The organism is Allonocardiopsis opalescens (genome assembly GCF_003002095.1).
Classification (GTDB): Bacteria; Actinomycetota; Actinomycetes; order Streptosporangiales; family Streptosporangiaceae; genus Allonocardiopsis; species Allonocardiopsis opalescens.
This window is the reverse complement of the sequence record NZ_PVZC01000004.1, coordinates 362,220-375,480: the sequence shown is the minus strand read 5'-3', so window position 1 is coordinate 375,480 and position 13,261 is coordinate 362,220. Positions and strand designations below refer to the sequence as shown.

Sequence of the window (13,261 nt, the reverse complement as noted above, 5' to 3'; positions counted from 1 at the left end):
TGGGATAGGCTCGGCGACCATGACCTCCCGCCCGCTGCACGCCCACGTGGCGGCGGCCGGCCCTCAGCTGCTCACCCACCTGGCCGCCGCCCTGGACGGCACCGGCCCCGCCCTCCTCGTCGTCTCCCCCGACCTGCCCGCCGCCCGCGTGCGCGCCGTCCTGGAGGCGATGCGCCCGGCCGCCGCCCACACCCCCGACGGGCTGCGCCGGCTGCCCGGCGCCGTCGGCGTGGACCCCGAGGTCGCCGCCGTCGTCGCCACCTCCGGCTCCACCGGCCCCCCCAAGGGGGTGGAGCTGACCGCGGCCGCCCTCAAGCACTCCGCCCGCGCCTCCCTGGACCGCCTCGGCGCCCGCCCCGGCGAACCCTGGCTGTGCGCCCTGCCCGCCGACCACATCGCCGGCCTGCAGGTGCTGGTGCGCTGCCTGCTCGCCGGCGCCGCCCCCGTCTTCCAGCGCCGCCTGGACCTCGACGCCGCCCTGGCCGCCGGCGCCCGCCACGCCTCCCTCGTCCCCACCCAGCTGCACCGCCTCACCGAGGCCGGCGCCGACCTGTCGGGGCTGGCCTCCATCGTGGTGGGCGGCGCCGCCGCCCCACCCGCCCTCCTCCAGCGCGCCCGCGCCCTGGGCGCCACCCTCACCACCACCTACGGCATGACCGAGACCTGCGGCGGCTGCGTCTACGACGGCACCCCCCTGGACGGTGTGCGCGTCGCCGTCCACACCGGCGCCCCCGCCGACCCGCCCACCGAACTCACCCCCCGCGCCCCCGACACACCCCTGGGCACCGTGCTGCTGGGCGGCCCCGTCCTGTTCTCCGGCTACCGGCTGCGCCCCGACCTCACCGCCGCCCACCGCGACGGCCCCTGGCTGCGCACCGCCGACCTCGGCGCCCTCCAGGCCGGCCGCCTGGCGGTGGCCGGGCGCAGCGACGACGTCATCACCACCGGCGGCCGCAAGGTCGCCGCCGGCCAGGTCGCCGCCGCCCTGGCCGCCCACCCCCGCGTCGCCGAGGTCGCCGTCGTGGGCCGCCCCGACCCCGAGTGGGGGCAGCGCGTCACCGCCGTCGTCGTCCCCCGCGGCCCCCCCCCCACCCTCACCGAACTGCGCGAGCACACCGCCGCCACCCTCCCCCGCTACGCCGCCCCCCGCGAACTGGAACTGCGGGACGCCCTGCCGCTGCTGCCCTCGGGCAAACCCGACCTGGCCGCCCTGCGCCGCACCCCCCGCCCCGCCTGACCCCGCATGCCCCACCCCCGCCCCGGGAAGCGGCCATTATGCGATCCACCCGCCCCAACACAACGATCCGGAGCGTGATCTAGGCCACTTCCGCCCGGGGTGTGGAGACTACGGGGAACATCTGACCACCCCGAGCGTTGGACATATTGGCGCGCGGGACCACCGGCCCGGCGGACCCGAGGGGCGCGCCACTTCAAGCCGTTGAAGGGAGGGAGGTGCCCCTCATGTCGAAGATCGCCCTGGCGCCGCGCGCGGCGTCCCTGGAGGCGGCCGCCACCCAGGCACTGGACGAACTGATCGCGCGGGGGCGCTCCCAGGGGCACCTGTCCCTCGTGGAGCTGCGAACAGCGTTCTCCGCCGCAGGCATCACCGCCTCGGAGGGCCGCTCGATCCTGCGCGAGCTGACCGACGCCGGCGTACAGCTGGCCAACGAGAGCGACACATCCACCCCGGACACCCCCGGGGACACCCAGACCCCGGCCGAGGCCGAGGCCGCCGTCACCGAGCAGCTGCGCGCCGAAGCCGACGACAACGAAGCCGACCTCGACGACCAGTCGCCCGCCATGGGCGACTCCGTCCACACCTACCTCAAGGCCATCGGCCGCCGCCAGCTGCTGACCGCCGAAGAGGAGGTCGGACTCGCCAAGCGCATCGAAGCCGGCCTCTACGCCGAATACCGGCTGGACAACCCCGACGCCGAGGGCGCCCCCGTCACCGACGAGGAACTGCACTGGCTGGTCGAGGACGGCCGCCGCGCCAAGTCCCACATGCTGGAGGCCAACCTCCGGCTCGTGGTCTCCGTCGCCAAGAAGTACAGCGACCGCGGCCTGTCCCTCCTCGACGTCGTCCAGGAGGGCAACCTCGGCCTCATCCGCGCCGTGGAGAAGTTCGACTACACCAAGGGCTTCAAGTTCTCCACCTACGCCATGTGGTGGATCCGCCAGGCCATCCAGCGCGGCTTCGCCGACTCCGCCCGCACCATCCGGCTGCCCGTGCACGTCCTGGAACTGCTCAGCAAGGTCAGCCGCCTCGAACGCGACATGCACCAGACCCTGGGCCGCGAACCCACACCCGAGGAACTCGCCCTGGAACTGGACCGCACCCCGGCCCAGATCGAGGAACTGCTGCGCATCACCCGCCAGCCCATCAGCCTCGACTCCACCATCGGCGAGGACGGCGAGACCCGCATCGGCGACCTCATCGAGGACATCGACGCCGCCGAAGCCTCCGAGGTCGTCGACCGCCAGCTCATGGCCGACCAGCTCCGCAAGGCGCTGGAGGACCTCGAACCGCGCGAGGCCACCATCATGTCGCTGCGCTTCGGCCTCATCGACGGCCGGCCCCGCACCCTCGACGAGATCGGCAAGCACCTGGGCCTGACCCGCGAGCGCATCCGCCAACTGGAGAAGCAGTCCCTGTCCAAGCTGCGCCACCCCAGCCGCGCCCGGCCGCTGCTGGACTTCGCCAGCTGACACCCGCCCGACCGCAAGGCCCCGCCGAGCCCACCGCCCGGCGGGGCCTTCGCACACCCCGACCGCGCCTCAGGGGCGCCCCCGAACTAACCCCGAGATCGCGCCGCGCGCCCTGCGCGCCCCCCCCCACCCGCCCGATACTGGACCCCATGACGACCGTGCCCGCCCGCACCACCGCCCACCTGCCCACCGACGACATCGCCACCTCGCTCAAGACCAGCCGCGAACTCGGCCCCGACTACGACGACGCCGTCGCCGCCTCCCTCGCCGAACACCTGGAGGCCGCCATCGACGCCCGGGTGCGCGCCGAGGTCGCCCACCAGCTCACCCAGATCAAGACCACCGCCCACCCCACCCAGCGCAGACGCGTCGACGGCTCCGTGCTGCGCCTCGTCATGGGCATCCTGTGCCTGGTCGCCGCCATCCCCGTCACCATCGTCGGCGGCTACGTCGCCGACGGCGCCGGAGTCCTCGTCGCCTTCGCCGGCATCATCGGCTTCTACCTCGTCACCGTGTGGGGCGCCGACCGCTGACCCGCCTTCCCACCACCGCCCCAGTACCGGATAATCACGATATGACGCAAGCCAACGTGCCGCGCGACGAGGTCGCCGCCTCCCTGGCCGCCCGCGAAAGCCTCGGCCGCGAGTACGAGACCGAGATCGCCGAATCCCTCGCCGACCGCCTCGACCACATCATCGACCAGCGCGTCGCCGAACGCCTCGCCCACCTCCAGCAGCCCACCCCGCCCGTCTCCGAGGCCGCCGCCCAGGTCGAGGTCGCCCGCCGCAACACCGCGGCCGGCGTCACCATCGGCTCCCTCATCATGGCCATCCCCCTGTCGGCCATCGCCGGCGGCATCGCCGGACCCATCGGCCTCAGCGCGGTCCTGGTCATGATCATGATCGTCAACGTCGCCTTCCACCTCGGCGCCCGCCGCAGCGGCTGACCCCCCGCCCCCGGGGCCCGCCCCCCGGGCTCACCGCGGCCCCGGCGAACCCCCGGCCGCCGCCAGCGCCCCCTGCGGATCCCGCGCGCCCGCACCCGCCGGCCACCACACCCCGCCCCGCCGCGAAAACGCGTACCAGCGCCCGTCGGCCCCCCACCGCAGCTGCACACCGCCCGGCCCGCTCCACCGGTTCGCCTCCCGCACCCAGCCGCCCCCCAGCCCCTCCAGCGCCGCCTCCGCCCGCGCCAGCTCCGCACCTTCGGGCTCCCACAGCTCTTCGGCGGCCCGCCATCCGGCCGCCCCGCCGACCCGCCACGCCGCCGCGGCCACCTCCAACTCCGCCACCGTCGCACCCGCCGCCGCGGCCAGCCGCCCCCTCGCCCCCTCATCCACCCCGCCCGCCGCCCACCGCGCCGCATCCGCGCGCACACCGCCCCGCGGCCACAGCGCCTCCCCCACCCCACCCGGCCCGGCGGCCAGTGCGGCGCGGGCCCGCGCCGCGGCGTCGGCCGCCAGCGCCACCAGCCCCGCCACCTCCACCCCCGGCGCCGGCCCCGCCCCCACCAGCGGCGCCACCGCCTCAGCCGCCTCCACCGGCCCCGGCAGCGGCGGCAGCCCCGCCACCTCCGCCCCGAACACCTCCGCGGCCACCACCCCCGCATCCGCCCCGGCGCCGCCCCCGCCGCCGACGCGCACACTGCGGCGCGCCAACTCCGCCCGCAGCTCCGCCTCACTGCGCCCCCGCGCCAGCAGCAGCACGAACGGATCCGCGTCCAGCAGCCACGCCACCTGGAAGCACAAGGCCGCCGCATGCTCACACGGCAGCTCCCACGCGTCGCAGTCGCACTCCGGCTCCACATCGCCGATCCCCGGCAGCAGCGGCACCCCCGCATCCGCGGCCGCCGCCACCAGCTCATGCGGCATGTCCCGCTCCAGCAGCGCCGCCACATGCCCCGCCGACGCCGCCACCTGGTCCAAGAACCGCTCCCACTGCGCCCCGCTCAACTCCTCCACCGCCACCGAGCAGCGGTAGGAGCCCCCGTCGGCGCCGTGCACCGGCGCCGCGAACCGGCCCGGACTCACCGTGATCGGCCCCACCTGCCCCAAACGCGCGAACCTGCGGCCCCGCCGCAGCGGCACCGCGTCCAGCGAGGTGTCCTCCAAGGCCCGCACCCACGCGTTCCCCCACCACGACCGCGCGAACCGGCCCGCCCGCGCCGCCCCCGGCGCGAACGCCGCGAACCCCCGCACCCGGCCCGCCTCCTCCGCCCCGCTCACCGCACCTCCCGCAGCGCCACCAGCTCCGCCAACTCCCCGTCCGACAGCTCCGTCAGCGCCGCCCCCTCATCACCCGCCGCCAGCACCGCCTCCGCCAACTCCCGCTTGGACTCCAGCAGCGCCGCGATCCGCTCCTCCACCGTCCCCTCCGCCACCAGCCGATGCACCTGCACCGGACGCGTCTGCCCGATCCGGTACGCACGATCCGTCGCCTGCTCCTCCACCGCCGGATTCCACCACCGGTCGTAATGCACCACATGGTCGGCCCGCGTCAGGTTCAAGCCCGTGCCCGCCGCCCGCAGCGACAGCACGAACACCGGCACCTCCCCCGCCTGGAACCGCGCCACCATCGCCTCCCGCTCCGCCACCGGCGTCCCCCCGTGCAGCAGCAGCACCCCCGCGCCCCGCTCCGCCAAGCGCCGCACCAGCAGCCGCCCCATCGCCACATACTGCGTGAACACCAGCACCGCGCCCCCCTCGGCCACCACCGTGTCCACCAGGCCCTCAAGCCGCTCCAACTTCCCCGACCGACCCGCCAGCACCGGATCGGCCTCCTTCAGAAACTGCGCCGGATGGTTGCAGATCTGCTTGCACGCCGTCAGCAGCCCCATCACCAGCCCCCGCCGCGCCATCCCCTCCGCCGCCGCGATCCGCTCCAGCGCCTCGGCCACCACCGCCTCGTACAAGCCCGCCTGCTCCCGCGTCAGCCCCACCGGCCGATCCGTCACCGTCTTCGCCGGCAACTCCGGCGCGATCCCCGGATCGGACTTGCGGCGCCGCAGCACGAACGGACCCACCAGCCGCGCCAACCGCGCCGCCGCCTGCGCGTCGCGGTCCTCCTCCACCGCCCGCCACCGCTCCCGGAACTCCCCCAGCGAACCCAGCAGCCCCGGAGTCGTCCAGTCCAGCACCGCCCACAGATCCGCCAACTCGTTCTCCACCGGCGTCCCCGTCAAGGCCACCCGCGCCGCCGACGGCACCCGCCGCAAAGCCGCCGCAGTCCCCGACCACGGGTTCTTCACCAGCTGCGCCTCATCGGCCACCACCAGCCCCCACCGGCGCCCCGCCAGCACACCCGCGTCCGCCCGCATCGTCGCGTACGTCGTCAGCACGAAGCCCCCGTCCGCGCCCTCCAGCGAACGCCCCGCCCCATGGAAGCGCCGCACCGCCACCCCCGGCGCGAACCGGCGCACCTCCCGCTCCCAGTTGCCCAGCACCGACGCCGGGCACACCACCAGCGTCGGCCCCGCCCCCCGCAACTCCCGATCCGCCGCCCGGTGCAGATGCAGCGCGATCACCGTCACCGTCTTGCCCAAACCCATGTCATCGGCCAGGCAGCCGCCCAACCCCAGACCCGTCATCCGCACCAGCCACCGCAACCCCCGCAACTGGTAATCACGCAAGCGCCCCGCCAGACCCGGCGGCTCACCCACCGGCTCCGACCCGCCCTCACCCGCCGCCACCCGCTCCGCCAGCCGCGCCGCCCAGCCCCGTGCCACCACCTCCACCGCGCGCCCGTCCACCACCGCCGCACCCGACAGCACCGCGCCCAGCGCCCGCACCGGCGCCACCGGCTCCAACCCGCGGTCCCGCAGCCGCTCCCCCAGGCCCGGCGCCAGCAGCACCCACCGCCCCCGCAGCCGCACCACCGGACGGTGCTCGGCCGCCAAAGCCGCCATCTCCGCCTCGCTCAGCAGCTCACCCCCCAGCGCCAACCGCCAATCCAAAGCCACCGGACCACCGCCCAGCACCCCGCCCCCGCCACGGGCCCGCACCTCATCACCGCCCACCACCACCCGCGCCGCCAGATCCGCCACCAGCTCACGCGGCCAGTGCACCGCCACCCCCGCCGCCGCCAGCCGCTCACCCGCCGACCCCAGCAGCTCCGCCACCTCCTCATCCCCCAGCGCCACCGCGTCCGGAACCGCCCGCCCCAGCAGCCCCTCCAGCACCGGCCACACCCGCGCCGCCCGCCGCACCGCCACCGCCGCCTCCATCGGCGCCCCCGCCCCGAACCCCGGCGCCGACCCCGCCCACAGCGCCGCCGCGTCCGCCACCCGCGACGCATCCGCCAGATCATGCACCTGCACCACCGCCCGCAGCGGCGGCGGCCCCTCACCCCCCGCACCCTCCACACACTCCACCCGCAGCGACACCCGCACCCCGGCGTCCACCCCCGCCGCCGCCTCCGCCGCCCACTCCCGCAGCCCCTCCACACCCACCGGCTCCACCGCCGCGAAAGCCGCGAAACCCACCGCCGCCGGCGCCGCCGCCGTCCGCACCACCCCGTCGGCCACCGCGTCCACGAACTCCCGCACCAGCCCCCGCCCATCGGCCAGCCGCACCCCGCCACCCGGCAGCGGCACCGCCCGCGCCGACGCCGGCATCGCCGCCACCAGCGCCCCCAGCGCCTCCCCCGCACGCCCGTCCACCGGCCCGACCCGCCACGCGTCGAAACCCCCCGCCGACACCCCCGGCAGCACCCGGCCCCGCCCCACCAGCGCCAGCGCCTCCACCACCACCGCACCCCAGAACACCGCCGACGGATGCGCCCCCGACCCCGCGCCCTCCCGCGCCCGGCACAGCACCCCCAGCGCGTCCGCCACACCCAACCGGACCGCCGGCACCGACCGCACCACCACCCCGCCCGACTCCGGCAGCGCCACCACCACCTCGCCCGGCTCCCCCACCCCCGACGGCACCGCCACACCCTCATCGGCCCGGTAGAACACCACCCGCCCGCACCGCGCCGGATCACCCGGCTCGAACACCACCCCGCAGCGCACCAGCCGCCCCGCCGCACCCGCCACCGCGTCCACCCAGCCCCCTCACCCCGCACGACCCACCGGCGGAGCCGCCCCGCCCCGCCGGAACATACGCGGTACCGTACAACATACGGAACAGTGGTTCGTTAAGGTGACGACCGTGGAACACACCGGACGAGGCGACCCCGCACGCAGCCTGGCCCTGCTCTGGCGCACCCGCGAAGCCCCCGGCCGCAAAGGCGGCCCCGGCCTCACCGTCACCTCCATCGTCCGCGCCGCCATCCACATCGCCGACACCGACGGCCTCAACGCCCTGTCCATGCGCCGCGTCGCCGACCACCTCGGCGCCGCCACCATGTCCCTCTACACCCACATCCCCGGCAAAGCCGAACTCATCGACCTGATGACCGACACCGTCAACGCAGAAACCCTCGACCCCCCGCACCCACCCCCCATCACCCCCTGGCGCGACCGCCTCAACGACGTCGCCCACCGCAACTGGCGACTCCACCAACACCACCCCTGGCTCGCCGCCACCGCCACCACCCGCCCCGTACTCGGCCCCAACACCACCGCCAAATACGACCGCGAACTCAACGCCCTCACCGGAACCGGCCTCACCCCCATCGAGACCGACTCCGTCCTCACCCTCATCCTCAGCCACGTCAGCTCAAGCGCCCGCACCCTCGCCGAAACCACCCGAACCCACACCGACACCCAACTCACCGACGCCCAATGGTGGCAAGCCCACGCCCCCCACCTCGAAAAACTCCTCGACCCCCAGCGCTACCCCACCGCCGCCGCCATCGGAGCCGCCGTCGGCGCCGCCCACAACACCGCCCACGACCCCCACCACGCCTTCGAATTCGGCCTCCACACCATCCTCGACGGCGTCGCCGCCCTCATCGCCTCCCGCACCTGACCCTCGCGCACACCAAAACGCCCGCCGGCCGACCACACCGACGGGCGCACCCCACACACGAAAACTCAGACAGGCACCCGCGGCGACACCCGCGCGATCCCATGCAGCCGATGCGCCTCACGCATCGTCAACAACCGCTCCGCCCGCAGCGTCAACTCCTTGACCTCCGGCCGAGCCAACCGCCGCCGCCGGTACACCCGGTCATCACGCCCACGCGCCCCGACCGCCACCCGCTGCGCCGCATACGCCGCCCGCACCGCATCCGTCAGCGCCCCATCCAGCGCCAGACCCAGCGGCCGCAACTCCTCGGCCTCGGCACCCCGCTCCTGCGCCGCCCGCAGCGCCGCCTCCGCCTCCGACGCCGCCCGCAGCAACTCCGGCAGCCGCCCCGCCAGCTCCCGATCCGCCTCAAAACCCCGCTGCGCCTGCTCACTCGGCCTGCGGCCACCGAACATCACTGACATCCCTTCACCACACCGAACGGGCCGCGCACATCCTACGCCCCGCACGACCACCACCCGCGACCGCCGCCCGACCCACCTCCCGACAGCCACACGACCACAACCGGCGACCACCGGTTCACCTACCGTCCACCCAACGACCCGCAACGATCACCCACAGAAACAACCCGCACACGCACAGATCATTGACACAACCAGGGTGACCCAGGCCACAATCACCGCAGCCCGTACGACAATGCCGAACACCGATCACACCGCCGGAACCCACCACCCACCCGGCACACCGGCCCACCACCACCCGTGGAGAGGACCACCGTGACACCCGCATCCATCTTCATCGGCGAATTCATCGGCACCGCCATCCTCATCCTCATGGGCAACGGCGTCTGCGCCGCCGTCGCCCTCGGCAAGTCCAAGGCCCACGCCGCCGGCTGGGTCGCCATCGCCTTCGGCTGGGGCTTCGCCGTCCTCGCCGGCGCCTACGCCAGCTTCACCCTCTCCGGCGCCCACATCAACCCCGCCGTCACCATCGGCCTCGCCGCCAACACCGGCCAATGGGCCAACGTCCCCATCTACATCGCCGCCCAGATGCTCGGCGCCATCACCGGCGCCGTCCTCTGCTGGCTCGCCTACCTCGGCCAGTTCCGCGCCAACACCCAACCCGTCCTCGGCATCTTCTCCACCGCACCCGAAATCCGAAACACCACCCAGAACCTCATCACCGAAATCATCGCCACCTTCGTCCTCGTCTTCGTCATCATCGCCAGCGGCACCGTCGAAGGGCTCACCCTCTCCGGAACCGGCGTCCTCATCGTCGCCCTCCTCGTCGTCGGCATCGGCCTCTCCCTAGGCGGCCCCACCGGCTACGCCATCAACCCCGCCCGCGACCTCGGCCCCCGCATCGCCCACGCCATCCTCCCCATCCCCGGCAAGACCACATCCGACTGGGGATACTCCTGGATCCCCGTCGTCGGCCCCCTCATCGGCGGCGCCCTCGCCGGCCTCCTCGCCGCCGCAGCCCTCTAAAGCCCCACCCAAGGAGCGCCACCCATGACCCAGTACATCGCCGCCATCGACCAGGGCACCACCTCATCCCGCTGCATGATCTTCGACCCCAGCGGCAGCATCATCTCCATCGCCCAGCAAGAACACCGCCAGATCTACCCCAAGCCCGGCTGGGTCGAGCACGACGCCACCGAAATCTGGACCAACGTCCAACAAGTCGTCCACGACGCCCTCCGCCAGAAGGACATCACCGCCGACCAGATCGCCGCCATCGGCATCACCAACCAGCGCGAGACCACCCTCCTGTGGGACCGCACCACCGGAGAACCCCTCCACAACGCCATCGTCTGGCAGGACACCCGCACCGACCAGCTCTGCCGCGAACTCGGCGCCGGCATCGGCCAGGAACGCTTCCGCGAACGCTGCGGCCTCCCCCTCGCCACCTACTTCGCCGGCCCCAAGATCGCCTGGCTGCTGCGCGAACACCCCGAACTGCGCGCCCGCGCCGAACGCGGCGACGTCCTCTTCGGCACCATGGAGAGCTGGATCATCTACAAGCTCACCGGCGGCACCCACGTCACCGACGTCACCAACGCCAGCCGCACCATGCTCATGAACATCAACACCCTGCGCTGGGACGACGACATCCTCGCCGCCATGGACATCCCCCGCGCCATGCTCCCCGAGATCAAAGGCTCCGCCCAGACCTACGGCACCGCCACCGGCGAACTCGCCGGCGTCCCCGTCGCCTCCGCCCTCGGCGACCAGCAGGCCGCCCTCTTCGGCCAGACCTGCTTCGCCGAAGGCGAAGCCAAATGCACCTACGGCACCGGCAGCTTCCTCCTCCTCAACACCGGCACCACCCCCGTCCAATCGGCCAACGGCCTCCTCACCACCGTCGGCTACCAGATCGGCGACCAGGCCCCCGTCTACGCCCTCGAAGGCGCCATCGCCATCACCGGCAGCCTCGTCCAGTGGTTCCGCGACAACCTCGGCCTCATCACCACCGCCCCCGAGATCGAAACCCTCGCCCGCACCGTCGACGACAACGGCGGCTGCTACATCGTCCCCGCCTTCTCCGGCCTCTTCGCCCCCCACTGGCGCAGCGACGCCCGCGGCGTCATCACCGGCCTCACCAGCTACATCACCAAAGGCCACCTCGCCCGCGCCGTCCTGGAAGCCACCGCCTGGCAGACCCGCGAAGTCGTCGACGCCATGAACAACGACTCCGGCGTCGACCTCACCACCCTCAAGGTCGACGGCGGCATGACCGCCGACAACCTCCTCATGCAGTTCCTCTCCGACGTCCTCGACGTCCCCGTCGTCCGCCCCATGGTCGCCGAGACCACCTGCCTCGGCGCCGCCTACGCCGCCGGCCTCGCCGTCGGCTACTGGCCCGACATCGAAAGCCTCCGCGCCAACTGGCACAAGGCCGCCGAATGGCACCCCCAGATGGAAGCCGCCACCCGCGACCGCGAATACCACAACTGGCGCAAGGCCGTCGAACGCACCCTCAACTGGGTCGAACACGACAGCCGCTGACCCAGCCGCACGCGGTGGGGCGGGAACCCACCCCACCCCCGCCCCACCGCGCCGCCCCACCGGGAACGAACGGGGCCGCACCATGCCGGGACTCATCCAGTCGGTCCAACGCGCCGCCGCCATCCTCCGCCTCCTCGCCACCCGCTCCCGCCCCCTGGGCGTCGCCGAACTCGCCAACGCCCTCGGCCTCCCCAAGACCACCGTCCACGGCATCCTCCGCACCCTCCAGCACGTCGGCTTCGTCGAACAGGACCCCCACAGCGGCCGCTACCGGCTCGGCGCCGCACTCCTGCACCTCGGCGGCAGCTACCTCGACGGAAACGAACTGCGCACCCGCGCCCTCAACTGGGCCGACGCTCTCGCCGCCCGCAGCGGCGAGAGCGTGCGCATCGGCACCCTGCACGAAGGCCGCGTCCTGGTGGTCCACCACGTCTTCCGCCCCGACGACAGCCTCCAAGCCCTCGACGTCGGCACCCTGCTCCCCGCCCACTGCACCGCCCTGGGCAAAGTGCTGCTCGCCTACGAACCCGACCCCGCCGGCCAACTCCCCACCCCGCTCGACGCCCCCGCACCGGCCGCCATCACCAGCCCCGCCGCCCTCAAGCGCGAACTCGCCGCCGTCCGCCGGCGCGGCTGGGCCCTGGACGCCGAGGAGAGCGCCCCGGGCATCCTCGCCGTCGCCGCCCCCATCCGCGACCGCCGCGGCATCACCGTCGGCGCCATCGGCGTCTCCGGTACGGTCGAGCGCCTGCGCGCCGGCGGCACCCTCCGCGCCGACCTGGTCCCCCACGTCCGCGACGCGGCCGACTCCATCTCACGCGATCTGGGCTTTCCCGATGGGTGAGGGTTATTGGGTCTTGTTCTTGGGAAGAGACAACACAGCCACCACCTTTACACAGTAAGGTTATTCTTGGGGCGTGAGCCGAAACAACGCCGGGCTGTCACACGCCCGCATCGTCGAAGACGCCCTGCGCATCGTGAACGGCCAGGGCCTGCGCCGCCTCACCATGCGCCGCCTCGGCGACGCCCTCCAGGTCGAGGCCATGGCCATCTACCACCACTTCCCCCGCGGCAAGGAGCAGCTGCTGGACGCCCTCGTCCACCACGTCATGGACGTGCCGGCCGCCGCCGACCCCGCCGCTCCCCCCGACACCCGGCTGCGCCACTGGGCCGCCGGCTACCGCGACCGGCTGCTCGAGCACTCCGGCGTGCTCCCGCTGCTGATCAACCGCGGCTACGAGAACCCCGCCGTCCTCGACGCCCTCTACGCCGCCCTCACCGAACTCGGCCTGCGCGGGGCCGCCGTCGTCGACGCCGCCCGCACCCTGGACGCCTACGTACTGGGCGCCGTGGTGAACGAGGTCCGCGACACCGCCTCCCGCCCCGAGCCCGACGCCGCCGGCGAGCAGGCCCCCGCCCCGCCCGTCGACCCCCGCCGCCACCCCCACCTCGCCGCACTCGCCGCGCACCGCCGCACCCGCGACGCCGCCGACCGCTTCGCCGTCGGCCTCGAACTCGTGCTGGCCGGCGTCCAGCAGCCCGGCTGACACCCCGCCGACCGCGCAGCGCGCACGCCCGCCGACCCCACGTGACCAGCGGCGGTTTACCCGCCCCCCGGGCGGGGAGACCGCTG

At 74.1% G+C, this 13,261-nt stretch carries 12 protein-coding genes; 9 read left to right on the top strand and 3 right to left on the bottom strand.

What is annotated here, in order from left to right; translation table 11 throughout:
• Window positions 1-19 precede the first annotated feature (19 nt).
• The 4 genes from CLV72_RS15185 to CLV72_RS15170 all read left to right on the top strand — a co-directional run bounded on the left by CLV72_RS15185 (window position 20) and on the right by CLV72_RS15170 (window position 3,655).
• Window positions 20-1,237, top strand: coding sequence for an AMP-binding protein (locus CLV72_RS15185; RefSeq protein ID WP_106246232.1), 1,218 nt, complete (start codon window positions 20-22; stop codon window positions 1,235-1,237).
• Window positions 1,238-1,461: 224 nt separating this feature from the next.
• A complete protein-coding gene (locus CLV72_RS15180) occupies window positions 1,462-2,709 on the top strand; it encodes an RNA polymerase sigma factor (protein WP_106246230.1) in 1,248 nt (415 codons plus the stop codon).
• A gap of 149 nt (window positions 2,710-2,858) precedes the next feature.
• Window positions 2,859-3,242: a hypothetical protein gene (locus CLV72_RS15175; protein ID WP_106246227.1), complete on the top strand. Its 384-nt coding sequence runs from the start codon at window positions 2,859-2,861 to the stop codon at window positions 3,240-3,242.
• A 41-nt stretch (window positions 3,243-3,283) separates the two neighbouring features.
• Complete coding sequence (locus CLV72_RS15170; protein ID WP_106246225.1) at window positions 3,284-3,655, top strand: hypothetical protein; 372 nt, start codon at window positions 3,284-3,286, stop codon at window positions 3,653-3,655.
• Between the two features lie 30 nt (window positions 3,656-3,685).
• Here CLV72_RS15170 and CLV72_RS32240 read toward each other — a convergent pair whose 3' ends face one another.
• Both CLV72_RS32240 and CLV72_RS33640 read right to left on the bottom strand, forming a co-directional pair.
• Window positions 3,686-4,933 (bottom strand): SWIM zinc finger family protein, encoded by a 1,248-nt coding sequence (locus tag CLV72_RS32240; protein ID WP_170140990.1) that lies wholly within the window; start codon window positions 4,931-4,933, stop codon window positions 3,686-3,688.
• Window positions 4,930-7,752 carry a DEAD/DEAH box helicase gene (locus tag CLV72_RS33640; RefSeq protein WP_106246223.1) on the bottom strand — a complete coding sequence of 941 codons (2,823 nt, stop codon included), beginning with the start codon at window positions 7,750-7,752 and terminating at the stop codon, window positions 4,930-4,932. The genes CLV72_RS32240 and CLV72_RS33640 overlap by 4 nt, the downstream gene beginning before the upstream one ends.
• A gap of 106 nt (window positions 7,753-7,858) precedes the next feature.
• Here CLV72_RS33640 and CLV72_RS15155 point away from each other — a divergent pair, with 106 nt between their 5' ends.
• Window positions 7,859-8,620: a TetR/AcrR family transcriptional regulator gene (locus tag CLV72_RS15155; protein ID WP_106246220.1), complete on the top strand. Its 762-nt coding sequence runs from the start codon at window positions 7,859-7,861 to the stop codon at window positions 8,618-8,620.
• Between the two features lie 65 nt (window positions 8,621-8,685).
• On the opposite strand, the gene CLV72_RS15150 is transcribed toward CLV72_RS15155, so the two are convergent.
• Window positions 8,686-9,084, bottom strand: a complete 399-nt coding sequence (locus CLV72_RS15150; protein ID WP_425428072.1) for a hypothetical protein — start codon at window positions 9,082-9,084, stop codon at window positions 8,686-8,688.
• 312 nt (window positions 9,085-9,396) lie between these two features.
• On the opposite strand from CLV72_RS15150, the gene CLV72_RS15145 reads away from it, so the two are divergent.
• The 4 genes from CLV72_RS15145 to CLV72_RS15130 all read left to right on the top strand — a co-directional run bounded on the left by CLV72_RS15145 (window position 9,397) and on the right by CLV72_RS15130 (window position 13,175).
• Window positions 9,397-10,107, top strand: a complete 711-nt coding sequence (locus CLV72_RS15145) for an MIP/aquaporin family protein (RefSeq protein ID WP_106246218.1) — start codon at window positions 9,397-9,399, stop codon at window positions 10,105-10,107.
• Window positions 10,108-10,131: 24 nt separating this feature from the next.
• A complete protein-coding gene (gene glpK / locus CLV72_RS15140) occupies window positions 10,132-11,628 on the top strand; it encodes a glycerol kinase GlpK (protein WP_106246216.1) in 1,497 nt (498 codons plus the stop codon).
• Window positions 11,629-11,710: 82 nt separating this feature from the next.
• Window positions 11,711-12,472 carry an IclR family transcriptional regulator gene (locus CLV72_RS15135; protein WP_106246214.1) on the top strand — a complete coding sequence of 254 codons (762 nt, stop codon included), beginning with the start codon at window positions 11,711-11,713 and terminating at the stop codon, window positions 12,470-12,472.
• Window positions 12,473-12,545: 73 nt separating this feature from the next.
• Window positions 12,546-13,175 carry a TetR/AcrR family transcriptional regulator gene (locus CLV72_RS15130; protein WP_106246212.1) on the top strand — a complete coding sequence of 210 codons (630 nt, stop codon included), beginning with the start codon at window positions 12,546-12,548 and terminating at the stop codon, window positions 13,173-13,175.
• Window positions 13,176-13,261 lie beyond the last annotated feature (86 nt).